General features: G+C 32.0%; 24 protein-coding genes. 15 read left to right on the top strand and 9 right to left on the bottom strand.

The features are described from left to right. Nucleotides 1-3 precede the first annotated feature (3 nt). The 10 genes from deoC to D6200_RS06945 all read left to right on the top strand — a co-directional run bounded on the left by deoC (nt 4) and on the right by D6200_RS06945 (nt 9135). On the top strand, nt 4-669 hold the full coding sequence (deoC, locus tag D6200_RS06990; protein WP_073184505.1) for a deoxyribose-phosphate aldolase: 666 nt from the start codon (nt 4-6) through the stop codon (nt 667-669). A gap of 39 nt (nt 670-708) precedes the next feature. Beyond that, the gene (gene deoD, locus D6200_RS06985) at nt 709-1407 is read left to right on the top strand and encodes a purine-nucleoside phosphorylase (protein WP_073184502.1); all 699 of its coding nucleotides are present in this window, start codon (nt 709-711) and stop codon (nt 1405-1407) included. A 53-nt stretch (nt 1408-1460) separates the two neighbouring features. Further along, the gene (hemN, locus tag D6200_RS06980) at nt 1461-2822 is read left to right on the top strand and encodes an oxygen-independent coproporphyrinogen III oxidase (protein WP_073184500.1); all 1362 of its coding nucleotides are present in this window, start codon (nt 1461-1463) and stop codon (nt 2820-2822) included. A 123-nt stretch (nt 2823-2945) separates the two neighbouring features. After that, on the top strand, nt 2946-3110 hold the full coding sequence (ccoS, locus tag D6200_RS06975) for a cbb3-type cytochrome oxidase assembly protein CcoS (protein WP_073184498.1): 165 nt from the start codon (nt 2946-2948) through the stop codon (nt 3108-3110). 33 nt (nt 3111-3143) lie between these two features. Further along, a complete protein-coding gene (ccoN, locus tag D6200_RS06970; RefSeq protein ID WP_073184496.1) occupies nt 3144-5345 on the top strand; it encodes a cytochrome-c oxidase, cbb3-type subunit I in 2202 nt (733 codons plus the stop codon). A gap of 5 nt (nt 5346-5350) precedes the next feature. Beyond that, on the top strand, nt 5351-5518 hold the full coding sequence (locus D6200_RS06965) for a cytochrome c oxidase subunit IV (RefSeq protein WP_047790117.1): 168 nt from the start codon (nt 5351-5353) through the stop codon (nt 5516-5518). 14 nt (nt 5519-5532) lie between these two features. Then, nucleotides 5533-6456: a cbb3-type cytochrome c oxidase N-terminal domain-containing protein gene (locus tag D6200_RS06960; RefSeq protein ID WP_047790118.1), complete on the top strand. Its 924-nt coding sequence runs from the start codon at nt 5533-5535 to the stop codon at nt 6454-6456. Nucleotides 6457-6492: 36 nt separating this feature from the next. Then, nucleotides 6493-7914 carry a cytochrome c oxidase accessory protein CcoG gene (ccoG, locus tag D6200_RS06955; protein WP_073184494.1) on the top strand — a complete coding sequence of 474 codons (1422 nt, stop codon included), beginning with the start codon at nt 6493-6495 and terminating at the stop codon, nt 7912-7914. Between the two features lie 76 nt (nt 7915-7990). Then, nucleotides 7991-8437, top strand: coding sequence for a FixH family protein (locus tag D6200_RS06950; RefSeq protein ID WP_047790120.1), 447 nt, complete (start codon nt 7991-7993; stop codon nt 8435-8437). Further along, nucleotides 8437-9135: a sulfite exporter TauE/SafE family protein gene (locus D6200_RS06945; RefSeq protein WP_073184492.1), complete on the top strand. Its 699-nt coding sequence runs from the start codon at nt 8437-8439 to the stop codon at nt 9133-9135. Before D6200_RS06950 ends, D6200_RS06945 begins: the two co-directional genes overlap by 1 nt. Nucleotides 9136-9165: 30 nt before the next feature. Here D6200_RS06945 and D6200_RS06940 read toward each other — a convergent pair whose 3' ends face one another. Next, nucleotides 9166-10461, bottom strand: coding sequence for a hypothetical protein (locus D6200_RS06940; protein WP_073184490.1), 1296 nt, complete (start codon nt 10459-10461; stop codon nt 9166-9168). A gap of 129 nt (nt 10462-10590) precedes the next feature. Here D6200_RS06940 and D6200_RS06935 point away from each other — a divergent pair, with 129 nt between their 5' ends. Next, nucleotides 10591-11427: a universal stress protein gene (locus D6200_RS06935; RefSeq protein WP_073184488.1), complete on the top strand. Its 837-nt coding sequence runs from the start codon at nt 10591-10593 to the stop codon at nt 11425-11427. Between the two features lie 67 nt (nt 11428-11494). On the opposite strand, the gene D6200_RS06930 is transcribed toward D6200_RS06935, so the two are convergent. The 7 genes from D6200_RS06930 to D6200_RS06900 form a co-directional block, all read right to left on the bottom strand. Then, complete coding sequence (locus tag D6200_RS06930) at nt 11495-12199, bottom strand: DUF4369 domain-containing protein (RefSeq protein ID WP_073184486.1); 705 nt, start codon at nt 12197-12199, stop codon at nt 11495-11497. A gap of 40 nt (nt 12200-12239) precedes the next feature. Continuing rightward, nucleotides 12240-13547 carry a DUF819 family protein gene (locus tag D6200_RS06925; protein WP_047790125.1) on the bottom strand — a complete coding sequence of 436 codons (1308 nt, stop codon included), beginning with the start codon at nt 13545-13547 and terminating at the stop codon, nt 12240-12242. Nucleotides 13548-13589: 42 nt separating this feature from the next. After that, nucleotides 13590-14249, bottom strand: a complete 660-nt coding sequence (locus tag D6200_RS06920; RefSeq protein ID WP_073184598.1) for a DUF2490 domain-containing protein — start codon at nt 14247-14249, stop codon at nt 13590-13592. Nucleotides 14250-14389: 140 nt separating this feature from the next. Then, nucleotides 14390-16309 (bottom strand): S9 family peptidase, encoded by a 1920-nt coding sequence (locus tag D6200_RS06915; protein WP_073184485.1) that lies wholly within the window; start codon nt 16307-16309, stop codon nt 14390-14392. Nucleotides 16310-16354: 45 nt separating this feature from the next. Further along, on the bottom strand, nt 16355-19549 hold the full coding sequence (locus D6200_RS06910; RefSeq protein WP_073184484.1) for a WD40/YVTN/BNR-like repeat-containing protein: 3195 nt from the start codon (nt 19547-19549) through the stop codon (nt 16355-16357). Between the two features lie 96 nt (nt 19550-19645). Beyond that, nucleotides 19646-19813, bottom strand: a complete 168-nt coding sequence (locus D6200_RS06905) for an Arc family DNA-binding protein (RefSeq protein WP_073184483.1) — start codon at nt 19811-19813, stop codon at nt 19646-19648. Nucleotides 19814-19972: 159 nt separating this feature from the next. Continuing rightward, on the bottom strand, nt 19973-20833 hold the full coding sequence (locus D6200_RS06900; RefSeq protein WP_073184482.1) for an SPFH domain-containing protein: 861 nt from the start codon (nt 20831-20833) through the stop codon (nt 19973-19975). A 122-nt stretch (nt 20834-20955) separates the two neighbouring features. On the opposite strand from D6200_RS06900, the gene D6200_RS06895 reads away from it, so the two are divergent. The 4 genes from D6200_RS06895 (at nt 20956) to D6200_RS06880 (ending at nt 25626) form a co-directional block, all read left to right on the top strand. Next, nucleotides 20956-21744: a S1/P1 nuclease gene (locus tag D6200_RS06895; protein WP_047790129.1), complete on the top strand. Its 789-nt coding sequence runs from the start codon at nt 20956-20958 to the stop codon at nt 21742-21744. 129 nt (nt 21745-21873) lie between these two features. Beyond that, nucleotides 21874-22386 (top strand): TlpA disulfide reductase family protein, encoded by a 513-nt coding sequence (locus tag D6200_RS06890; RefSeq protein ID WP_047790130.1) that lies wholly within the window; start codon nt 21874-21876, stop codon nt 22384-22386. Between the two features lie 6 nt (nt 22387-22392). Next, the gene (locus tag D6200_RS06885) at nt 22393-23013 is read left to right on the top strand and encodes a thioredoxin family protein (protein ID WP_073184481.1); all 621 of its coding nucleotides are present in this window, start codon (nt 22393-22395) and stop codon (nt 23011-23013) included. Nucleotides 23014-23127: 114 nt separating this feature from the next. Next, complete coding sequence (locus D6200_RS06880) at nt 23128-25626, top strand: M14 family metallopeptidase (protein ID WP_073184480.1); 2499 nt, start codon at nt 23128-23130, stop codon at nt 25624-25626. 84 nt (nt 25627-25710) lie between these two features. On the opposite strand, the gene D6200_RS06875 is transcribed toward D6200_RS06880, so the two are convergent. Further along, complete coding sequence (locus D6200_RS06875) at nt 25711-26616, bottom strand: hypothetical protein (protein WP_073184479.1); 906 nt, start codon at nt 26614-26616, stop codon at nt 25711-25713. Nucleotides 26617-26682: the final 66 nt, after the last annotated feature.

Here is a 26682-nt window from a genome sequence, read left to right as displayed (position 1 = left end):
AAGATGCAGATTAATAAATATATAGATCATACTTTATTAAAAGCTACAGCAACTAAAGCAGATATAGTAAAGCTGTGTAATGAGGCCAAAAAATATAACTTTTATGCAGTTTGTGTAAATGGATGTTATGTAGAATTGGTAGCCAAAGAGTTAAAAGGTTCGGATGTAAAAATAGCAGCTGTAGTAGGTTTTCCTTTAGGAGCAATGACTACCAAAGCTAAAATTTTTGAAGCCAAAGAATGTATAAAAAATGGAGCTTCAGAAATAGATATGGTTATCAATATAGGTAAGTTGTTAGATGGTGAAGAAAATTATGTAGAAAAAGAAATTCGGTTGATTAAAGAAGAAATAGGAGAAAATATATTAAAAGTAATTTTTGAAAACTGTTATCTATCTAAGGAACAAATAAAAATAGCAAGTCAATTAGCGGTAGAAGCCGGGGCTGATTTTGTAAAAACATCTACAGGTTTTGGTACTGGAGGGGCTACTTTTAAAGATGTAGCGATAATGGATAGTGTTGTAGATGGAAAAGCACAGATAAAAGCAGCTGGTGGTATTAGAGATATTGAAACAGCTAAGAGGTACATAGAAATGGGAGTAACTCGTTTAGGAACCTCGTCAGGTGTTTCATTAGTAACGAGTGGTATTTCAGATAAGAATCAGTATTAAAATAAGTTTTTAATAACTCAAAATCTAAAAGAACAAAGAATGAGCGTACATATAGAAGCAAAGAAAGGAGAAATAGCAGAAACTGTTTTATTACCAGGTGATCCTATGCGCGCAAAATGGATAGCAGAAACATTTTTAGAAAATCCAACGTGTTACAATGATGTTCGTGGAATGCTAGGTTTTACAGGGACGTATCAAAGAAAGCGAATATCTGTTCAAGGAACTGGAATGGGAATTCCTTCCACATTAATTTATTGTCATGAATTAATTACAGAGTATGGAGTTAAAAATTTAATAAGAGTAGGTTCAGCTGGTTCTTATCAAGAAGATGTAAAAATTAGAGATATTGTTATAGCCATGGCAGCATCGACAAATTCTGGATTAAATACCATACGTTTCAACGGAGCCGACTATGCGCCGACAGCAAGTTTTGAACTATTCCAAAAAGCAGTTGATGTAGCAAAAAACAAAGGAATTCCGCTAAAATCAGGAAATATTTTAAGTTCAGATGAGTTTTATGCTGATGAATTTGAAAGCTATAAAAAGTGGGCAGATTATGGGGTGCTTTGTGTTGAGATGGAAACAAATGGATTATATACTGTTGCAGCAAAACACAAAGTAAATGCACTGTCAATTTTAACCATTTCAGATAGTTTAGTTACTGGAGAAAGAACAACTGCTGAAGAAAGAGAACAAACCTTTAAAGAAATGATTGAAATCGCTTTAGAATTGGCTTAATCGTCATTTTAAGAGGTTTTGATGAAGAATGAAACAAAACAGTAGCATAGAATATGAATTCACTTATTCAAAAATATAATATTCCAGGACCAAGATATACAAGTTATCCAACCGTTCCGTATTGGGAGAATGATAGCTTCTCAAAAGAAAAATGGATTAAAACTTTTAAACAATCGTTTATCGAAAGTAACTCATCAGAAGGAATTAGCTTATATATTCACTTACCATTTTGCGAGAGTTTATGTACGTTTTGTGCATGCCATAAACATATAACAAAACGTCATGAAATGGAAGATCCGTATATAGAAACTGTTTTAAAAGAATGGCAGCTATATGTTAATTTGGTAGATGAAACACCTATAATAAAAGAAATCCATTTAGGAGGAGGGACTCCAACATTCTTTTCAGAAAAACAATTAAAAAGATTAATTGATGGGATTTTTATGAACGCAGAAAAACATCCCAATCATGAATTTAGTTTTGAAGGGCATCCAAACAACACCACAAAAGAACACCTACAAACTTTGTATGACTTAGGATTTACACGAGTAAGTTTTGGAGTGCAAGATTACAATCCAAAAGTACAAGAAGCAATTCATCGAATTCAGCCTTTTGAAAATGTTCAAAACGTACATAATTGGGCAAAAGAAATAGGATATACATCTATCAGTCACGATTTGGTATTTGGACTTCCGTTTCAAACCAAGGAAAATGTAATTCATACTATTAATAAAACAAAAGAGCTAGAACCTGATAGAATTTCGTTTTATAGTTATGCGCATGTTCCGTGGGTAAAAGGAGTTGGACAGCGAGGATTTAATGAAAATGACCTACCAAAAAATGAAGAAAAGCGAGAGTTGTATGAAATAGGAAAGAAATTGTTTGCAGAAATGGGTTACATAGAAATAGGAATGGATCATTTTGCATTACCTACTGATAGCTTGTATGAAGCCACAAAAAAGAAAACGTTGCATCGTAATTTTATGGGGTATACCGCCAATAAAACACAATTAATGATTGGTTTAGGAATGTCGTCAATATCTGATTCTTGGTACGGGTTTGCACAAAATGTAAAAACGGTAAAAGAGTATGAAAGCGTTGTAAACGAAGGAGAAATTCCTGTGTTTAGAGGGCATATATTATCTGAAGAAGATTTAAAAATTAGAAAACATATTTTAAATATCATGTGTCACTTTTCCACTTCGTGGGAAGAAGAGCAGTTACAGATTGAAAATATAGAAACACATATAGAAAAATTAGAAGAAATGATGGCTGATGGTTTGGTTTCTATAAAAGGGAGTAAGTTAACCGTTCCAGAAAAGGCAAGACCCTATGTGCGTAATATTTGTATGGCATTTGATAAAAAGTTACACAAAAAACAACCTGAAACCCAACTGTTTTCAATGACAATTTAAACAACAAATAACTCGAAGAAAAAATCTTCGAGTTTTTTTGTGTAAAAAACTTGAAACATGACAAAAGTCATATTTTAAGAGAATCTTCACAAGTATCTTTGAACTATAATTATCAGGCAAGATATGAGCGTTATTTACTTACTATTATCACTAAGTATTTTAGTGGCTATTATTTTCTTTATAGCATTTATTGTTTCAGTAAAAAAAGGGCAGTACGATGATTCGTACACGCCGTCGGTTCGCATGTTGTTTGATGATGAATTGGTAAAAGAGGAAACAAAGAACTAACAATTAACAATAGATATTAAATTCAAATAGATTATGGAAATGCAACAATTTTATTACGATAATAAGATCGTAAAAAAATTCATCTACGCAACCTTACTATGGGGAATAGTAGGTTTTTCAGTGGGATTGTTATTGGCTTTTATGTTTTTATTCCCAAATTTAACTGACGGTATTTCGTGGTTAAGTTTTGGACGTTTAAGACCATTACATACGAACGCAGTAATTTTTGCATTCGTTGGAAATGCCATTTTTGCAGGAGTTTACTACTCACTACAGCGATTACTGAAAGCCCGTATGGCGAGTGATTTTTTAAGTAACTTTAACTTTTGGGGATGGCAGTTAATAATTGTTGCAGCAGCCATAACACTTCCGCTAGGGTATACCACTTCAAAAGAATACGCTGAATTAGAATGGCCAATCGATATTGCCATAGCCCTAGTTTGGGTGGCTTTTGGTGCTAACATGATTTGGACAATCTTACAAAGAAGACAACGTCATTTATATGTAGCAATTTGGTTTTACCTAGGAACTTTTGTAACCGTAGCAGTATTACATATTTTTAATAGTTTAGAGTTGCCAGTAAGTTTCATGAAAAGTTACTCAGTGTATGCAGGGGTTCAAGATGCACTGGTACAATGGTGGTACGGACACAACGCTGTGGCATTCTTCTTAACGACTCCGTTCTTAGGATTAATGTATTACTTTGTTCCTAAAGCGGCTAATCGTCCAGTATATTCATATAGATTATCTATTGTGCACTTTTGGTCATTAATTTTTATCTACATCTGGGCAGGGCCTCACCACTTATTATATACATCATTACCAGATTGGGCTCAAAATTTAGGAGTTGCGTTCTCAGTAATGTTAATTGCACCATCTTGGGGAGGTATGATTAACGGATTGTTAACTCTTCGTGGAGCTTGGGATAAAGTAAGAGTAGATCCAGTATTAAAATTCATGGTAGTTGCAATTACAGGTTATGGTATGGCAACTTTTGAGGGACCAATGTTATCATTAAAGAATGTAAATGCAATTGCGCACTTTAGTGATTGGATTATCGCTCACGTACACGTAGGAGCCTTAGCTTGGAACGGATTCTTAACTTTCGGTATGTTATACTGGTTAGTACCAAGAATGTTCAAAACAAAATTATATTCTACAGCATTGGCTAACTTCCATTTCTGGATTGGAACTTTAGGTATTATTATGTATGCGCTACCAATGTATGTTGCAGGATTTGTACAAGCTTCAATGTGGAAACAGTTTAATCCAGATGGAACGTTAACTTATGGTAACTTCTTAGAAACAGTAAACGAAATTATTCCAATGTATTGGATGCGTGCTATTGGAGGAAGCTTATTTATCCTTGGAGCATTTGTAATGTTATATAACATTGTTAAAACGGTAAGATCAGGAAGTGGAGTAACAGATGAACTAGCAGAAGCAGCGGCATTAACAAAAGTATCTAAATACAGAACTTCTAAAGAAGGTTGGCATACTTGGTTAGAAAGAAGGCCTGTAAAATTAACTATATATGCTACAGTGGCGATTTTAATAGGAGGAGTTGTTCAAATTATTCCAACATTATTAGTAAAATCTAATATTCCAACAATAACAAGCGTACAACCTTATACTCCTCTAGAATTAGAAGGTAGAGATATTTATATCCGTGAAGGATGTGTGGGATGTCACTCACAAATGGTACGTCCATTTAGATCGGAAGTAGAACGTTATGGAGAATTTGCAAAAGCAGGAGAGTTTGTATACGACCATCCGTTTTTATGGGGTTCTAAACGTACAGGTCCAGATTTATTAAGAGTTGGAGGAAAGTATAACGATAGTTGGCATTTAAATCATATGTATGATCCACAAAGTACATCTCCAGGATCTATTATGCCAGCATACCAATGGTTAGTAAGAAATAAGTTAGATAAGAGTGATACCGAAAGCAAAATGAAAGCAATGGTTAGCTTAGGAGTTCCTTATACGGAAGAAGATATTGCAAATGCACAAACAAGCATGGAAGAGCAAGGAGCTAAAATTCAAGAGAACTTGTATGCTGATCCAGACTTTGCAACAAACTATGAAGCAGATAAAAAGTATGCTCAAGAAAATGGACAAACTTTCATAGAAATGAAAGATAGGGAAATCGTAGCCTTAATCGCTTATTTACAACGATTAGGTACCGATATTAAGATTAAAGATGTTCAAGACCAATTAAGCGCTAAAAACTAGAAATTATGTTAAAGTTTGTAAAAAATCATATGGAAACTATTGCAGGTATTGAAATATACCCAATTATTTCACTAACCATATTCTTTACATTTTTTGTAGTGTTGTTTTGGTGGGTATTTACAGCCAAGAAAGAATATATAAGTAGGGTAAGTGAATTGCCTTTAGATAATTAGTAAAATTTAAAAAGATGAAAAAATATTTTCAGTCTATAGTATATATCATTTTTGTTGCAGTAACCTTTTTTGCTATTGCTACTGCAATTAAATCATATCAAAATCCATTTAGTCTATATGAACACCCATTAGTTTGGATAGCGATTGTAGGGCTTATAACTGTTGTAGTTTTAAAAGAAGTTTTAAATATTGTGGCTCAGCAAAGAGCAGAGCAACTTCAAATGGAAAAAGATGGAATTAAACCAGAAGAAGTTGATAAATGGGCTTGGGCTAAAAAACTTATTAGTAAATGGACAGAGGCCAAAGCAATTGAGCAAGAAGATGAAATTATTCTTGATCATAATTATGATGGAATTAAAGAGTTAGACAATAACTTACCACCATGGTGGCTATATATGTTCTATGCAACAATCATTTTTGCAGCAGTATATTTAGTAAGATATCATGTATTAGGAGCAGATAACCAAGAAATGGAGTATGCTCAAGCAGTAGCAGAAGCTAAAAGAGAATTAGCAGCATTTAAATCAAACTCAAAGGAAGCTATTATTGATGCAGAAACTGCTACAGTATTAACTTCTGATGCCGATTTAAGTAGAGGTAAAGCTGTATTTAATTTAAACTGTGCAGCATGTCATATGGCTGATGGAGGAGGAGGTATAGGACCTAATCTGACAGATGAGTATTGGATTTTAGGAGGAGGAATGAAGAATATTTTTAATACAGTTGCTAATGGAGGTAGAGATGGTAAAGGTATGGTTGCTTGGAACAAAACATTAAAACCTAAAGACATTCAAAAGGTTGCGAGTTATATAATTTCTTTACAAGGAACTACACCAGCAAAACCAAAAGAACCTCAAGGAGAGTTATATAAAGAAGAAGGTCAAGCATCAACTGTTGCAGAACCAGTAGAAGAGCAAGTAAAAGATAGTATTCAATAAAAATAGAAGTTACAAATTAGTTTTTAATAGTTGATTATGGAAACACCCAAAAACGAACAATTCAGAGATAGTATTGGTACTATAAATGATGAAGGAAAAAGGGCTTGGGTGTTTCCAAAAAAACCAAGCGGAAAGTTTTATAAGTATCGAAGCTATATAAGCTATTTTTTATTAGCGTTTTTATTACTAGCACCGTTTATTAAAATTAACGGAAATCAGTTTTTACTATTTAATGTTTTAGAACGTAAATTTAACATTTTCGGATTTCCTTTTTGGCCACAAGACTTTCATTTAATGGTGATTTCAATGATAATAGGAGTGGTGTTTATCATTCTATTTACTGTTGTTTTTGGTCGAATTTTTTGCGGTTGGATTTGTCCGCAAACTATTTTCTTAGAAATGGTTTTTAGGAAAATTGAATATTTAATAGAGGGAGATAGAGGAAAACAAATTCGTTTAGCAAAACAAGCTTGGAATGCAGAAAAAATAAGAAAAAGAGTCTTAAAATGGATAGTCTTTTTTATCATCTCTTTTATTATAGCAAACGTTTTCTTAGCATATTTAATAGGAAGTGATAAATTAATAAGTTACATAACAGGTAACCCATTAGACCATATTAGTACTTTAATATCATTGCTAATTTTTACAGGAGTTTTCTATTTTATTTTTGCATGGTTTAGAGAGCAAGTTTGCATTATAGCTTGCCCTTATGGTAGACTGCAAGGAGTGCTGTTAGATAATAAAACTATTAATGTGGCTTACGATCATGTAAGAGGAGAAGGAAAAGCAGGGAGAGGAAAGTTTAATAAAAAAGAAGATAGAGCAGCGTCTGGAAAAGGAGATTGTATAGATTGTTTTCAATGTGTGCATGTATGTCCTACAGGAATAGATATTCGAAACGGTACGCAATTAGAATGTGTAAACTGTACAGCTTGTATTGATGAATGTGACCATATAATGGAAAAGGTAGGATTGCCAAAAGGACTTATTCGTTATGCAAGTGAAGAAAATATTGTAAAGAAAGCACCTTTTAAATTCACTGCAAGAATGAAAGGGTACTCAGCAGTTTTGTTTATTTTAATAGGAATTTTAATAGGGATGCTGTTTTTGAGGAACGATGTAGAAGCAACAATTTTACGATTGCCAGGGCAGTTGTATCAACACAAAGAAAACGGAGTTATTAGTAATATTTACACTTTTAAAGTAGTAAATAAAACAACAAAACAAATAGATAATGTGAGTTATAAATTGTTATCTCATAAAGGAAAAATAGAAACAGTAACACATCAAGATTTTGAAGTACCTAAACAAGGATTAGCAGAAGGAACCTTATTTATAGAGTTACATCAGTCTGAAATGAAAAATGAAAAAGAAAAACTAAAAATAGGAGTGTATAGTGGTGATAAACTTATTGAAACTACTACAACCAACTTTTTAGGACCAAGAAGTTATAGATAAATCAGTCTAAAGTTCATTAGCTTTTAGGAGTAAGTATGAATAAAGATTAAGAACCAAAGACTAAAAACAAATTAAAATGAAACTAAACTGGGGCACGGGTATAGTAATAGCAATAATAGGATTTATAGGCTTTATTATGTATTTCGTAATTACGATGAGTACAGGTAAAAACTTTAATCACGATTTAGTAACTGAAAAATACTACCAACAAGAATTAGAATTTCAGAACAAATTAGATGCTACTAAAAATGCGAAAGCATTAAAAAAGAATATTAAAATAGAAAAAGTAACTGAAGGAATTAAAGTCCATTTTCCAACGGACTTTAACCCTAAAGATATAAAAGGAAAAGTGTTCCTATACAGACCATCTGATAAACAATTGGATTTCGAAATACCTATTTCGATTTCCGAAACATATTTGCTCGTGCCTGAGAAACGTTTGTTGGGTGGTCGTTGGAACATAACAGTTTCCTGGAACTACAAAAATAAAGATTATTTATTTCAGAAAGAGTTAGTGTTTTAATGTTTCTTTCAGCAATCATATTTGGTTTATTAGGTAGTTTTCACTGTATAGGCATGTGTGGTCCTATAGCCTTTATGTTACCTGTAGACAGAACGAATAAAGTAAAACAGTTTTTTCAAATAACTAGTTATCATTTAGGACGCTTATTTACTTATAGTTTAATAGGCTTTTTATTTGGTTTACTAGGTAAAGGGTTTTATTTTTTTGGGTTTCAGCAACAACTATCAATTATTGTTGGTGTATTAATGATTTTTGCAGTTTTAATACCTAAAACTTTTCAGAAATATAACTTTTCAAATCCAATAAATAAATTGGTAATGAAAGTAAAGTCTTCTTTAGGGAAAGAATTAAAGAAAAAAGGAAATGATACTTTTTTTACCATCGGTTTTCTAAATGGATTTTTGCCTTGTGGATTAGTTTATATGGCAGTTTTTGGAGCGTTGAGTACAACTAATATGTTATCAGGAAGCCTATATATGTTTCTCTTCGGATTAGGAACAATACCATTAATGACGGCAGTGGTTTATGTAGGGAATTTTGCAAATGGTTTGGTGCGAAAAAGAATTCAACAAGCAATACCTTATGTTGTAATTATTATTGGAGTATTGTTTATTCTTAGAGGACTAGGGTTAGGAATACCTTATGTTTCTCCACTTCCTGTATCTGATCTTCATAATTCAGTTGAAGGTTGCCATTAATCATAATTTTGAAAAGTGTAAAAAACTTGTTTAATAGTTGGTTATGTTAATTTCCTGTTTTATATAGTTTCCTTGATTGTCTATTATTACATTTCCTTTTAATGTAAAAACATCATAAAAACTAAGAATTGTTTTGTTTGGTAAAAAAGTTGCATTCACAGTAACTTTACCATAAGCATTATTTAAAAAAGGATTGTTTTCTTCATTAAAATCCCATAGTTTATTTCCTGTTATAGTATCATATGCTGAAATGATATAAGGAGTTTCTTTTTTTATGTTGACTTTGTATCTAATAACAACAACATTATTTCTATAAGAAATAATTTCAGCATTTAAAAAGATAGTTTCTTGTAAGGTAGTAGCTAGCTGTTTCTTTTTTGCATATAATTTATATCTATGTTCGTTTATGCGTCTTAGATAGTATGTGCTGTTAGTGTATTTGTATCTATCAGTAATTAAATTATCATCTGTATGCAAGTATAACACCTCACCGTAATTAGTTTTTACATAGACACTATTTTTTTGAGCAGGAGAATAACTTAATTCGGCAATACCACTTTTTTGATGTTTTTTGGGCATCATACGGTTTAAGTCTTCTTTGTTTTTTATAACCATGTTGCTGTTAACCATGTTAAAAGCTTTTATATAATTATTAGAAGTTTCAAATAACCATAAGGTATCTTTTGCACTAAAAACGTAAACATTATTGCCTGGAATAACTAATTTTTCAAATAAAACTGTATCTATTTTTTTAGTGTTAAATTTTCTTACAACTAAAAATGAAGAGTCATTGCTTACGGTTTTATGTTCTTTAATATAGTTACCTCTTATTTTTTGAACACCTATTTCCCAAATTTCATTATTAGGATTATATATGCGCTCTTTAAGTACATAATCACCTCTTTCATTGATGTTTAAAAAAGAATCAATATTTATGTATTTGGGCATAAAGTAGAAGCTAACAACAAGTAGTGTTAAAATAAAATCTCTTTTGGCTAATTGCGTGTTTTGTGCTTTAAAATTTAAAAATGTTGCAATAGCAGAAAATACTCCAAAGTAAAAAACTAAAGCAATAAAAATCACTAGAAGTAAGGGTAAGGCTACATATAAACCATCATTGTTTAATACAAAAAAATCAAAAGTCCATCCATTTTGTCCTGGTTTATATGAATAATGTGTACTAGTATATGCTATAGATCTATTAAAAAAAATACGATTGGGTATGGTAATAAAAAACTTTAATAAAATACCTAAAATAGAAACGACCATTAAAGAAATAAAGGCACGTACAACAACGCCTACAAATTTAGAAGAGTTTTTATCCATAACAAATGTAAAATTTAAGAAAGCAAATGTATAGAATATATAGTGGTTTATAAAGTGACAAAAATCATAGCTTTACTGATAAAATTTAGGTAACTTTATAGAAGACGTAGAACCTAAAAGTAATTAATCATGAAAAAAATTATAGTCCCAGTTGATTTTTCTAAATATTCTGAAAATGCTTTACAAACAGCAGCTTTTTTAGCAAAAAAGTCAGACGCTGAGGTGTTGGTAGTACATATGCTTGAGTTATCTAATGCTGTTTTAAGTAGATCAGAAAGTTATTTACAACAAGAAATGTTGTTTTATTTACAAATGTCTGAGAAAAAGTTAGCAGAATTTTTAGAGAAAGAGTATTTATCGGGTATAAAAGTAACTCCAATTATAAAGCATTTTAAAATCTTTAGCGAAATAGACCAGTTGGCAAGAAATGAAGGAGCAGATTTGATTGTTATGGGATCTAAAGGAGCTAGTGGTTTAAAAGAAATGTTTATTGGTTCTAATACAGAAAAGGTAATCCGTTATGCGCATGTACCTGTATTAGTAATAAAAGAGGAACCGATAGTAAAACAGATAGAAAAGATACTGTTTGCTTGTGACTTTTCTGATGACGATGTACAACCATATATGGAAGCGAAAGAGTTTCTTAAGAAGTTTAATGCAGATATGGAGCTGGTATATGTAAGTACACCAACGTCTAAGTTTAAAAGCACCGAAGAGTTAGAAGAAAGAATGAAGCATTTTTTTAATCAAACAAATGAAAGTTATGATGAAAACATTCATAAAGTAAAAATAATTTCTGATTATTTTGTAGAAAAGGGAGTGTTCTATTATGCAGACAAAATAAACTCAGATGTTTTAGTAGTAGCTACGCATGGTAGAAAGGGAATAGCACACTTTTTTGAAGGTAGTATTTCAGAAGATATTGCCAATCACAGTAAGTTACCAGTATTGTCTTTTAAAATTTAGAATATAAAAGTAAAAAAGCTCATTCAAACTGAATGAGCTTTTTTACTTCTTTTAAAGAAAAGAATATTTACTTTCCTTCTTTAGTTTTTATATCATCTACAAACTTTTGTAAACGTTTACCGTATTCAGAATTTTTAACTTTATCAGTTAAACTATTATTAATAGTATCTAAAAGCTGAATGTTAGCATCATATAGTTCAGATAATGCAATGTATGGTGCAGCTTCACTATCAGCGTTTGCAATAGCAAAGTTTGTAGAGAATAAGAAACGACGACGTACCATTTTCTTATAATCTGCTTCTACTTGTTCTAATTGTACCTCATCTTGAGCTTGACGAGCTTCTACTTCTTTTTTTACAAAATCTAGACGTTGCTCCATAAAACGTTGGTTTATTTTACGATACTCATTCATTACTTCTTGATTTTTAGAACCTTTAATTTCAGGTTTAAAACCAAACTCTTCAATTTTATCGTTGATGGTAATTTCACCTTCTTCCCCAAAAAACATAATGTGTTTATCTGTTGTATTACCATCAAAAGTTAAGTAATACATTACAGGAGACTCAACATTATCTGTTAATATAAATTTATCATCACCTAACAACGCCATAGAATCAACAGATACCAATAATGTGTCCTTCATCTTTTGAAGATATAAAGTACCTTTTTTTAATCCTTTAATCTGACCTTTAACAACCATGTTTCCTTCTTTTTTAGAGGAACAAGCAAAAGCAACAAGTGCAATTGCGAAAAAAGCAATAATTTTCTTCATTGAATTCAAAATTTGTCTGTTGCAAATATGCAGATTTCTCCTAAACTTTTGAGGCTATTTCCATTAAAATTGTACATAGGATTGCGCCTACGGTACCGATAGCGTATCCGAAAACAGCTAATAAAACACCTACAGTTGCTAAAGATGGATGAAAAGCTTGCGCTACGATTGGGGCAGATGCAGCCCCACCAACATTTGCCTGACTTCCTACTGCTAAGAAGAAATATGGAGCGCGAATTAATTTAGCTACTAAGATTAATAATCCAGCATGAATTGCCATCCATACCAAACCAATAAAAATTAAATTGAAATTATCAAAAATTAGCGTTAAGTCCATTTTCATACCAATAGTTGCTACCAGTACATAAATAAAAATACTTCCTAATTTACTAGCACCGGCACCTTCGTAATTTTTAGCTTTAGTAAAAGATAAAATAACAGCAGCAATTGTTGATATACTAATTAACCAGAAAAAGTTTGATCCCAAGAAAGAGAAAATGTTTTTTGTAGTTTGAGATTCCATAGTTGCTGTTAACGAAGCAAAAACGTCACTTAAATACGCTCCTGCAAAATGACCAAAACCAACAGTACCAAAAGCAATGGCAAGCATAATTATAAAGTCGGTTAAAGTAGGAGTTCTTTTTACACTTTGTGTAAAGTTAGAAACTCTTTGTTTTAAATCTTCAATAGCTGAAGTATCAGCTTTTAACCATTTATCTATTTTGTCTTTTTTACCAATTCCAATTAAAATGATAGCCATCCAAATATTAGCTACTACGATATCAACAAACACCATTCCTCCATATTTAGCTGGATTGTATTGATAAATTTCTAGCATAGCAGTTTGGTTAGCTCCACCACCAATCCAACTACCAGCTAAGGTAGAAAGTCCTCTCCAAACAGCATCAAATCCAGCTCCTCCTACTGTTTCTGGTGAAACAGTAGAAATTAATAAAATGGCAATTGGTCCTCCAATAACAATACCAACAGTTCCTGTAAAAAACATGATTAAAGCTTTTGAGCCCAAGTTGAAAATAGCTTTTAAGTCAATACTTAATGTCATTAAAACTAAGGCAGCAGGTAATAAAAACCTACTAGAAACATAGTATAGTTGTGATTTGTTTTTTACGACTTCGCCAGCAGCACTGGTAGTTTCCCATTCTGGAGAAATAACTCCTAAAGTAGTAAATATTGCAGGGATAAAATAAGCCATGAATAAACCTGGGACTATTTTATAAAACTTAGGCCAAAATCCTGAGGTTTTTGATTCTGTATAAAATACAAAACCTAACGAAATCATTAAAATACCAAATACGATTGCATCGTTTGTAAAAAGAGGTGCTTCCATTTAAAAATAATTTGTCGCTAAAGTATGAAATATTAGTTAGTTCTATTTTCTATGATCTGTACTTATTGCAACTCCTAATTGAATTCTATTAAAGTTACCAACCTCGTTTACATGTATTAGTTGATATCCTGCTTGAAGCTTAACTACGTCAGATACTTTATATTTAAAACCAGCTCCAAACCAGTTTTGATTATAAGCTTCTCCCTCAAAATCTAAAAAGGTTTCATTGTATAGGTATGTAGACCATTTTTCATTGATAGGATGTCCCAATGCAAGTTGATATCGAAAGAAATTACTGGTAGTTGATTTAAAAAAACGTTGTTCACCTCTAAAACGATGTGCTAAGTTTAAACTAGCTATTTTATGATTTACATTTAGGTCTTCATAAATACGATGTTCGTTAAAGTCGCCTGCATTAACATTAAAAGTTTCATCAGTGTTTAAGAAGGCATACCCTATAGTAGCGTTGATATTTTTATTGAACTTATAATTAGCTCCCAAACGCCCGATAAACTGCTGCATGTCATCTCCAACTTCAAAAAAGCGAAAATGTGCCATAGATTTTAAACCAAATTTATCTGAAATTTGGTGTGATCCGTTATACATGTACCAAACCCCTAATTCTTTTGTTGGATCAGGTTGATTTTGTGAAAAACTGTTTAATGAAAGTAAAGAGACAATTAATAAGAATAATTTTCGCATAATAATAGTGTTGTAGTTCTTTGTCATATTAAAAATCTCCCACATAAATAAATATACGGGAGATTTTATGTTGTATTGACAAAAATATAAACTCAATAATTTGTATGAAAAGTTATATTGTTAAAGTTCTTCGAGTTTATTTATAATTGGTCGTTTTTTATAGGTTCTTCTTTCTTTAAGTAGGTGTCTAAAAATTGTAAGATTCTACTATTAGCTTCTATTTGATTTTCCTTTTTAACAAAACCATGCCCTTCATCATCAAACAGCACATATTCTACAGGAACTCCATTTTTCTTAACACCAGCTACAATTTCATCAGATTCTACCTGTAAAACTCTTGGGTCTTTAGCTCCTTGTAATACCATTAATGGCTTGGTTACTTTGTCTGTATGGAATAAAGGAGAAATTCTTTTCAATCTTACTGAGTCTGCAGAGTGTGGATCTCCTAGTTCTTTATATAAAGCCTCTCTAAAAGATTCCCACCAAGATGGAATACTTTTTAAGGTGCGCATCCAGTTTGTAACTCCGTAAATGTTTACACCAACAGCAAATTCTTCTGGAGTGTATGTTAAAGCAGCCATGGTCATATAACCACCGTAAGATCCTCCAATAATACCTATTTTTTCAGCATCAATTTCTGGTTGTTTTGCTAACCAATTTTTCCCTTCTACACAATCTTGCAAATCTTTTTCTCCATGGTTTAAATCATCCATAGTAAAAAAGGTTTTACCGTATCCGCTACTACCTCGATTGTTTACAGCTAAAACAGCATAGCCATGGTTTACTAAATATTGAATTCTAGAACTGAAATTTTGACGTGATTGTCCTCCAGGACCTCCATGAACCCAAACTAAAGCAGGAACTTTAGTGTCTTCTGAAGCTTGATGAGGTACATAGTAAATTGCAGGAATAGTTACTCCATCAAAAGAAGGGTAACGAATTACTTTCGCTTTTACTAAATCAGCAGGATTAATTTCTTTATTTAACACATCGGTTAGCTGCGTTTGTTTTTTTGTTTTTAAGTCATACACATATAAGTTTGAAGGAGTATTAGAACCACCAGCATAAAAACGCATCATACTTTCGTCTCTAGAAAAACCAACGCTAGTAATACTTTTTCCATCAACATTAGGAAGCTCAATATTTTTACCAGCTTTAACATCATAAACTTCAATTACATTTTTAGCATCTTCATTAATGTATGTTACTCTATAGGTACCATTGTTTGTAAAGTAGCTTCCGGAAATATCCCAATCTTTGGCTAGTACTTTTTCTGTTTCGTTAGTACTAATTGTATATTTCATTAAAGTAGCAAATTCACCTTCAGCATCTGTTGTATAGTAGAACTCGGTATCATCAATAGAAAAATCAGCAGCAGAATTACCACTTAATCTTAGGTTAATTTTGGTGATTACTTTGGTGGTTCTATCAAACAAAAATAAATCACTATCGTTAGTATTAACCGTTTTGCTTAGGGCTAGTATGTTTTTATTGTTTGATATTGCTGCTACGTTATAACCTTCTTTATTTTCATAAATCATTTTTGGAGTAAACGTTTCCACATCCATTTCATAGAGATCCATAAAACGATTGTCTCTTTCATTTGAAGTAAAAAAGAAACTTTTTTCATCTTTAGCCCAACCAAAAAAGCTTGCTCTGGCACCTTTAGTTGGTGTTAAATCTTTAATATCACCGTTAAGTTCTCTTAAAAAGATATGATAAATTTCATCTCCATTATTATCCATTCTAAATAACATTCTTTCATCCTTTGGGAAATAAGATGTTGCAAAAACGGAAGAACTATCTGATTTTGTAATAGGTTCAAATTCTCCTCCAGATGTTGAAACGGTGTACATGTTATAGATTCCTGAACGATTACTAGTTACAAGTAACTTAGAATTATCAGGAGAAAAACTTCCACCAAAAACGTTTTCGTTATCCATCATTTGCTCAATAGAATATTTTTTGGGAGCTGTACTGGTTTTAACAGATTCTTTTTTATCCGTTTTACAAGCAATTACCGAAACGGCAATGGCAAGTAATAAGAAATGTTTTTTCATAAGTGTGTGTTTGGGTTATTAATTTCGTTTTTTTGATAGGGTTTGTTATTCTAAGCTAAACTGCTTGGTTTCTTTAAAAGGAGATAAATCTATTTTCTCAACTTCTGCCTTATACTCTTTCCAATCTTTATTAAAGAAAGCATTGGTTTTTTCTAAAGCAGGTTTTAAAGCTTCTTTAAATTGAATAATTAACTGTTTTTCTGTAGAAGTTTGTTCGCCAAATCTACTATTCACATATCTACTAGCAGTTCCTAAACGTTGCATAACATTTACTTCTGGGTTTCGTGTAATTCCTTGTCTTTTATCTACCTTTCCTAAATAAACAGCTAAAAGTGTATCTATTTTCTTAATAATATCTTTAGAATCTTTAATTGATTCTTTATAAAGTTTTTTGTCTTTTTTAGATAGTTTTTGGTTGAAACTATTTGCAATATTTTTACTCTCAACTAACTGTTTTACTGCATCAGCTATAATTTTTTGCTGAGCTTCAAGATCTTTGGCTGCTGCATATTTTTGATCGATTGCGTTTTGAGAAATATGCAGTCTAGGGTCAAACTTTACAGTAATGTTTTGTTCTGATGTTTGATTACCAAACGTAGCTTTTATGCTGTAGGTTCCAGGTTTTACTCTAACACCTCTAGGTTCTCTTTTTTGTTTCCTGATAGTTCTAGAAGGTCTGGCAACACCTTTTTCACTCATAAACCAAACACCTTTATGAATACCATTTTCTTTGGGAGTTTTTCTTTTAAAGGTTCTAATAAGTCTGTTACCATCAAAAACTTCAAATTTGATAGAATCCCATTTTATGGTATTCTCGTCTTCTTTTTTAATAGAATCTTTGCCTTTTACTTCAGTTTTTTTTGTTGATTTCGGTTTATTCACATAAAATTGAACCAAAGCACCACGACTTCTATTAGTTCCATTAAACATAGCATCAGCACCAAATCGGCTACCAGTGGGTTGTTGGTATGCTGCTTGATATGCTGTTGGAGGTGTGAATAACTCAATATTTTTGGTAAGAATGTTTTTGTTTTTAGCTATTGCTCTTAACGGACGAATGTCATCTAACACCCAAGCAGCTCTACCAAAAGTGCCAATAACTAAATCGTGCTCTCTTGGGTGAATTACTAAATCTTTTACAGGAACAGTAGGGAAGCCTTCCGTCCATTTTGTCCATTTTTTTCCTGCGTTGATAGAAATATATAAACCGTCATCAGTTCCTAAGAATAGTAAATTTGGCTCAATTGGGTCTTCGATAATACATTGTGTAAAGCTTTTTACATCGCTTTCATCAACAATACGTTCCCATGTTGCTCCGTAATCTTTTGTTCTGTATGCATAAGGTTTATAGTTAAAACGACGATAATCGTTAGCAACTAGTAGAGCTTCTCCTTTATTTTTATTAGATGCTTTTATTTGCGTAATCCAACTATTTTCAGGTAAACCTTTCAAGTTTTTGGCAACATTTGTCCAAGTTGTACCTCCATTTTTAGTAATATGTACTTGTCCATCATCCGTAGCAATCCATAACATATCTTTTTCTAGGGGAGAAGGTTCAATTACTAAGATAGTACAGTGATTTTCTGCTCCGGTAGCGTCCATGGTTAACCCACCACTTTCTGATTGCTTGAGTTTGCTTTTATCATTCGTAGTTAAGTCTGGAGAAATTACTTTCCACGTTAAACCTTTATCGGTTGATTTGTGTACAAATTGGCTTCCAAAATATAAAGTGCTGTTATCAAACGGGTCAATATTAATAGCTGCATTCCAATTGAAGCGTAGTTTTATAGTAGCATCAGGATGTGTAGGACGAACAGTGTAATTATTACCTGTTTTGTAATCGTAACGAGATACATAACCTTGTTGACTCATAGACCAACCATAACGCGAGTCGTCTTTGTCTGGAATAACATCAAAACCATCACCGAAACTAATCTCTTGCCAATAAGAATTTCGTATTCCTTGGTCTTTCCATACATAAGCAGGTCCGCGCCAAGAGCCATTATCTTGCATACCGCCATACACATTGTAAGGAAACTCATTATCTACATTAATATGATAAAATTGTGCAACAGGCAAATTCCCAATAAAACGCCAAGTTTTACCTCCATCTTTGGTAACATTCATTCCACCATCGTTTCCATCAATCATGAATTTTCCATTTTTAGGATGAATCCACCAAGCGTGATGGTCTGGGTGAATACCATTATCAACACCATAAGCAGGCATGAGTTGCTTAAAGTTCTTTCCTCCATCAATAGAAACATTTACATAGGTAAAAACAGTGTATAGTTTATGTTCGTTTTGAGGATCTACATAAATTTCTGAATAATAAAAAGGGCGATTTCCAATGCCTTTTTTATCATTAATTTTTTTCCAAGAAAAACCACCATCTTCACTTTTATATAAAGCGTTTTTTTTTGCTTCTACCAAAGCATAAACAGTGTTTGGGTTAGAGGGAGCGATTGCTACTCCAATTCTCCCCAATTCTCCTTTTGGAAAACCTTCTTTTTCGGTAATTTTTTTCCAGTTTTCTCCACCATCATGGGTAATGTATAAACCACTTCCTTTACCTCCTGATTTAAAAAACCAAGGATCACGTTTGTGTTCCCACATAGCAGCTATTAGTTTGTTTGGATTGGATGGATCCATAATTAAATCTGCAGCACCGGTTTTATTATTATTGAATAAAATTTGTTTCCAAGTTTTACCGCCGTCGGTAGTTTTGTATACACCACGTTCTTTATGTTCACCCCAAGGTGATCCAATAGCACCAACGTAAACAATGTCTGGATTGTCTGGATGTATCACTACACGATGTATATGACGTGTTTTTTCTAACCCCATCGATTTCCACGATCTTCCTCCATCAAGAGATTTGAATATTCCGTAACCACCATTTAAACTATTACGAGGGTTTCCCTCACCTGTTCCTGCCCAAATTACACTAGGGTTTGATTGTTGTATGGCTAAAGCACCAATAGAGGCTGTTACTTCTTTATCAAAAATAGGTTCCCATTTAATGCCTCCTGAAGTAGATTTCCAAATACCTCCAGAAGCTGTACCAACGAACATAATATCAGGATTGGATTCAACAACATCAATTGCTGTGACACGTCCACTCATTCCACCGGGACCAATGTTTCTCGGTTTCATGTTTTTGACTAAATCCATTGAGAATTCTTGAGAAAAAGTAGCGCAAGAGAAGGTTATAAATAGTAGATAAAAAAGGTTTTTCATAAGAGTTAGTTGCTTGTAATTTAAGATTGTACAATGTACAAAATAGAAAACGTCCAATAAAATTGGACGTTTTTTTTAACAAGTTCTTAAGATTTGTTATTCTTCTTCTTTCTTTTTTGGCTCTCTTTTAGCTTCTTTAAGGGCTTGCATAAGCATCCATTCAATCTGTCCATTGGTAGATCGAAATTCATCGGAAGCCCATTTTTCAATGGCTTTTAACATTTCTTCATTAATACGGAGTGCAAAAGCTTTCTTTTTTGCCATGTTGTGTTTTATAATAGTGTTTTTTGAAACGCAAAAATGGTTACAAAAATACAATTTCAAAATTCTTTTAGTTTATAGTAAAGAGCTCATAAAAATTAAGATATATACTATAATAGTGTTTATAATTTGTACCACGTTAATTGATTTTGTGTTGATAACTTAATGGTTTAAAGTACCAGCATTTACCACAGGAGACGCTTCTTTGTCTCCACATAAAATAACTAATAAGTTACTAACCATGGCAGCTTTGCGTTCTTCGTCTAACTCCACAATTTCTTTTTTGTTTAGCTCTTCTAAAGCCATGTCCACCATATCCACCGCACCTTGCACAATTTTATGTCGAGCAGCAACGATGGCTGTAGCTTGTTGACGCTTTAACATGGCGCTTGCAATTTCTTGTGCATAGGCTAAATAACCAATTCGTGCTTCTAGAACCTCAATACCTGCAATGGCTAATCGTTCTTCTAATTCTTTTTCCAAAGCTTCACTGACTTCGTTTACACTAGAACGTAGTGTAATATCTTCTTCGTGTCCCTCATCTGCGAAATTGTCGTATGGATACATACTAGCTAGTTTTCGTACAGCAGCATCTGTTTGTACACGAACAAAATTCTCATAATTATCAACATCAAAAGCAGCCTTATAGGTTTCGGTAACTCTCCAAACTAAAATAGTGCTTATCATTACCGGGTTTCCTAGTTTATCATTAACCTTTAAACGCTCACTATCAAAATTACTAGCTCTTAACGAAACAGTTTTCTTTTTGTATAATGGATTAGCCCAGTATAAACCATTTTGCTTCACAGTACCTACATATTTACCGAAGAATAATAGAACTTTTGAAGAATTAGGGTTTACTAAAATAAAGCCCAATGCTAAAATAAATGCTATTACAGACATTAATATAAATATTGGATTTTCTGTTTTAACGGCTAATGCGATTCCGCCAATAAAAAGAATAAGTACAATAAAAAACATTAGGTACCCATTTGCTGGTTTGATAATTTTTTCTGCCTTCATATTTGTTTTAATTAAATTGATGTTAAAATGATATCATAAAGATATAAATTAATTTTTGTTAAATCCAAATTTTTGATGATTATATTTTATAATTTAGCTTCCGATTATAATTTAAACCATTCATGAAAACAAAATTTTTAATAGTACTAGTTGCATTGTTAGTGAGTATTTCATCAATAGCTAATAACGAAGATGTTTGGGGGCCAACAGGTCACAGAGCTACTGGAAAAATTGCAGAAAAACATTTGACTAAGAAAGCTAGAAAGAAAATTGAAAAATTACTACAAGGTGAGAGTTTAGCGTTTGTATCTACTTTTGCAGATGAAATAAAGTCTGATAGAAAGAAATATGGAAAGTTTTATACTTGGCATTATGTAAACATGCCGTTAGATGCTCGTTATGAAGATACCGAAAAAAATCCGAAAGGAGATATGATTACTGGTATAGAGCAATGTGTAAAAGTATTAAAAGATGAAAATAGTTCAATTGAAGACAAGCGTTTTTACTTAAAAATGCTAGTACACTTGGTAGGTGATTTACATCAACCCATGCATGTTGGGCAAAAAGAAGATTTAGGAGGTAATAAAATTCAGGTTCAGTGGCATGGAAAAGGCTCTAATTTACACAGAGTTTGGGATGAAGATTTAATTAATAAATGGGACATGAGTTATGTTGAATTAGCTGATAATGCAAGAGATTTATCTAAAGAACAAATCAAAGTAATTCAAAAAGGAACTGTTGTAGATTGGCTACATGATACACATAAGATTACTAAAGAAGTATACAAATCTGCTGAAGTAGGAGAGAACTTACGTTACCGTTATTCGTATGTATACTTTCCTGTAGTGAGAGAACAGTTACAAAAAGGAGGTTTACGTTTAGCTAAATTACTGAATGAAATTTTTTGTTAGTACAACAAAATACAGTGATAAAATAAAGAGCTCGGAAATATATTTTCCGAGCTTTTTTCTTGTTAATATTTAGTTAATTCTATCTTTTTAATACGATAAACAGTTAATTTTGAGAGAAATCGTTTTAAAATGCATAGAAGTAAATTCTTACTCATACTTATAATAACCGCTTTTTTTAGTGGAACAACAGCCAAAGCTCAGGTAAATGACACATCTAAAAAAGTTAAAATTACTACGTTAAATTACGAAGAGTTAAAACCATTTTTACATAAAAGCAACGATAAAACGTATGTAGTTAATTTTTGGGCTACATGGTGTATGCCTTGTGTAAAAGAGTTACCTGCTTTTGAAAAACTTCATAAGAAATATAAAGATAAAAATGTTGAAGTTGTTTTGGTAAGTTTAGATTTTTCTAAGCAAATAGAAACGAATTTGATACCATTTATCAAAAAGAAAAAACTACAATCTAAAATACTTCATTTTGAAGATTCAAATGAGCAGTTTTGGATTAGAGATATTGCAGAAAGCTGGTCAGGTTCAATACCAGCAACCCTAATTTACAATAAGCAAAAGAGAAAATTTTACGAACGAACTTTTAGCTATGTAGAGTTACAAAACGAATTACAAACCTTTTTAAACTAAATAATTATGAAGACAATTAAAATAATATTGATGTTATTGGTGGTGGCATCTATTTCAGCATTTACTAGTGATAACTCTAGAGGTTATAAAGTAGGAGATGAAGCTTCTGATTTTACATTAAAAAATATAGATGATAAAATGGTTTCTTTGGCAAATTATAAAGACGCAAAAGGATTTATTGTTGTGTTTACATGTAATATGTGTCCGTATTCTGTAGCTAATGAAGATAGATTAATTGCTCTAGATAAAAAATATAAAAAGAAAGGCTTTCCTGTCATAGCTATCAACCCAAATGACCCGGAAGTATCAAAAGGAGATAGTTTTGAAGCAATGAAGGTACGTGCGAAAGAAAAAGGATTTACATTTCCTTATCTGTTTGATGAAGGGCAAAAAGTATATCCTAAATATGGAGCAACAAGAACCCCACATGTTTATATTTTAAATAAAGAAAATAATAAATTAATTGTAGAATATATTGGTGCTATTGACGATAATTCTCGTGATGAAAGCAATGTAAAAGAACGTTTTGTTGAAAATGCTGTAGATGCTTTGATAAAAGGAGAAAAACCAACAAAAACTGATACAAGAGCAATAGGTTGCTCTATTAAAGATAAAAGAAACAGATAATTAACAGTTAAATATTTAAAACTAATAAATCCCGCGGTTTATGCGGGATTTTGTCTATTAGTGCTATTAATTACCTAATTTTATAACCAATCGCAAAATGAAACCAAGAAAATAATGAAGAAATTATTACTATCACTACTGTTTGTTAGTGCAACAGTAACGGCTCAAACTATCGATTTGAATTATTACTTGCCAAAAAATGTTTCTTATAACTCCAATATTCCCACTCCAAAATCTGTTTTAGGACATGAAGTAGGAGAGTGGCATGTTACACATGATAAGTTGGTAGAATATATGAAAGCACTTGCGAATGCTTCAGATAGAGTAGTGCTTGAAAACAGAGGAACAACTTATGAAGGAAGACCTTTAGTATTGCTAACAATTACTTCCTCTAAAAACCATCAAAATTTAGAAGAAATACGAGAAAATCATATAAAAGCAACAAACTATGCTTTTATAGATGTTTCTAATAGTCCAATTGTGGTATACCAAGGGTTTTCAATTCACGGAAATGAAGCAAGTGGTTCAAATGCAGCCTTGGCAGCAGCGTATTATTTAGCAGCAGCAGAAGGGCAAAAAATAGAGGAATTATTAAATAACTCAGTAATACTTTTTGATCCAGCAATGAACCCAGATGGTTTACAACGTTTTGCATATTGGGCAAATACAAATAAGGCAAATAATATTAATCCTGATCCGAATGATAGAGAATATCACGAAGTTTGGCCTGGGGGAAGAACTAATCATTATTGGTTTGATATGAATCGCGATTGGTTGCCAGTTCAATTACCTGAGAGTAGAGTACGAATTAAAACATTCCATAAGTGGTTGCCTAATATTTTAACCGATCATCATGAAATGGGAACAAATTCTACCTTTTTTTTCCAACCAGGAATTCCGAGTAGAACAAATCCATTAACTCCAAAAATGAATCAGGAGTTAACTAAAGAAATAGCAACCTATCACGCAAAAGCATTTGATAAAATAGGTTCAACCTATTATTCAGAGGAAAGCTTTGATGATTTTTACTACGGAAAAGGGTCAACTTTTCCAGATATTAATGGAGGAATCGGAATTTTGTTTGAACAAGGAAGTTCTCGTGGGCATGCACAAGAAAGTGAAAATGGAGTTTTAACGTTTCCATTTACCATTCGAAATCAGTTTACAGCAGCATTGTCAACACTAGAAGCTGCTAAAAACATGCGAACTAAAATCTTACAGTATCAACAAGGTTTTTATAAAAATTCAAGAAGCTCAGAAACAAACAAAGCGATAGTGTTTGGTGATGAAAAAGATGCGACGAAAACAAATCACTTAGCTGAGGTTTTACAACGTCATCAAATAAAACTCCACGAGTTAAAAGAAGATTTTACATCGAATGGAAAACGTTTCAAAAAAGGGTATAGCTACGTAGTACCTATGAACCAAAAAAATCATCGATTGGTAAAAGCAATGTTTGATGTACGAACAACCTTTAAAGATAGTTTGTTTTATGACGTATCTGCTTGGACCTTTAATTATGCGTTTGGAGTTGATTTTGCTGAAAATGTTTCGTTATTAAAAGCAGGAGCTGAGGTGGCTCAATTACAACCAAAACAAGGAACAATTCAACAAAAAAGTAGTGTAGGCTACTTATTTTCTTGGAATGAATATAGTACCCCTAAAGCGTTAAATACGATTTTAGAAAAAGGATTGCGAGCGAATGTAGCGATGAAAAAGTTTGTAAACGATGGTAATTCGTATGATTACGGAACTATTTTTATTCCAGCTCAAAATCAAAAATTAAAAGGAAAAGAGTTGTTCGATTTCTTAGGAAAAGTAGCCAATGAAAATCATATTGCAATTAAAGGTGTGTCTACAGGGTTAAATGAAGGAATTGATTTAGGAAGTAGAAACTTTGAAGCTGTAAAAAAGCAAAAAGTAGCGATGTTGGTTGGAAAAGGAGTAACAAGTTATGATGCAGGAGAAATTTGGCATTTATTAGATCAACGTTACGATATGAAACTAACAAAGTTAGATACCGATTATTCTTCGAGAGTAAATCTTGATAAGTATACTACGATTATTGTTCCGAATAGTCGCTCTATTGATAAGAATTTAGTAGAGAAACTAAAAGTATGGGTACGTAATGGAGGAGTGCTAATCGGGTATAGAAATACAGTAAATTGGTTGTCTAACAGAGGGTTTATTAATGTAAAGTTTAATAAAGCTAAAATAGATTCTGTAAATAATGTATCATTTGAAAATCGTTCGTTACAATTTGGAGCGCAAGTAATTGGAGGAGCAATTTTTGAAGCAAAGGTAGATCGCTCACATCCAATCAACTTTGGATATAAAAACGATAAGATAGCTTTGTTTAGAAACACCAAGCAATTCATTCAAGCGGATGCAAAAAGTTTTAACAATCCAATTCAGTACACAAACAATCCATTATTGAGTGGTTATATTTCAAAAGAAAATTTAAAAGAATTAAAAAACACAGTTCCGTTTAAAGTTCAGCGATTAGGTAGTGGTAGAGTGATTGTTTTTACAGATAACACCAACTTTAGAGCGTTTTGGTTTGGAACTAACAAATTATTAATGAACGCTATTTTCTTTGGAAAGTTGATGTAGTGGTTTGTGTAGGCTAGGTGGATATAAACTAGTAGTGTAATAGCTGCTTAATTTTAAGCAGCTATTATTTATGTTGATAAAGTATTAATTTTTATACTTATGAGTAATATTTAAATAAGTGTTTCTTCTTTTTCCAATTAAATTCAAAGAATCATTTTTTAACTCATATTTAAAACACAGTTCTATGGGTAGCGTATTTTTTCTGGAGTTATAATACTCTCGAATATTACTCTTAGTTTCTTTAAGATTATCTTCTTTAATAGTCAATTTTTTTAAACTATCTTGAATAAAGTTATAGGCTCTATCGGAGTAATGTTTTACTTTTAGCTTTAATTTTTTGTTTTTATCATCGAGTTCTATTTTTCCATAATAGAAATTATCAGATGTATCCCTAACCTTTACTCTATTGTTAAATTCAATATAAAGTTTGTCAATTTTGGTTTTAGTATTTCTTGGGGTAATCTCCCATACTCCAAAAAGCTCGTTTTTAACCATGTATTCTTCTTTGAGGTTATTGATGTGTATATACCCGTATAGTATCATACAAGGAATGATTAGAAATTTACCCCAATAAAAAACTTTTAGTTTAGTAGGTATTAATTCAGGAATAAGAGACTCTTTTGAGGTAGATTTTAAAAAGTAGTTTGTCAAGGCTTTCCAATCTGAAAGCAAAAGGAAGAATCCCATGATTGTCAATCTAATTGACATAGGTTTAGCGCCATCAATTTCATAAAAGTAATTTATCAATAAGATATTAACCATGAAACTGAGGAAAAGTATGACTCCAATACGTTCAGTTTTTCTAAATAATAAGAATAAAGCTGATGCTATTTGAACGCCAGCAATGATTAATCCATAAGTTCTAGAATAACCATAATAATGCCAAGTGAGCATTAAACCATTAAAGCTGTTTACATTCTCATCAATGGTTGATGAAAAACCTAAATTAAATTGTGTTTTAAGGATTTTAGCAAATGCATAAGAAAACATTTGAAGGGCAATGTAGTACCTACAAAATACTCTTAATAGATACAAAATATTCTTTTTCGAAAATGT

The sequence above is a fragment of the Tenacibaculum mesophilum genome, assembly GCF_003867075.1.
GTDB classification, from domain to species: domain Bacteria; phylum Bacteroidota; class Bacteroidia; order Flavobacteriales; family Flavobacteriaceae; genus Polaribacter; species Polaribacter mesophilus.
Note: the sequence above shows the minus strand (reverse complement) of the source record. Positions and strands in the feature narration are given on the sequence as shown.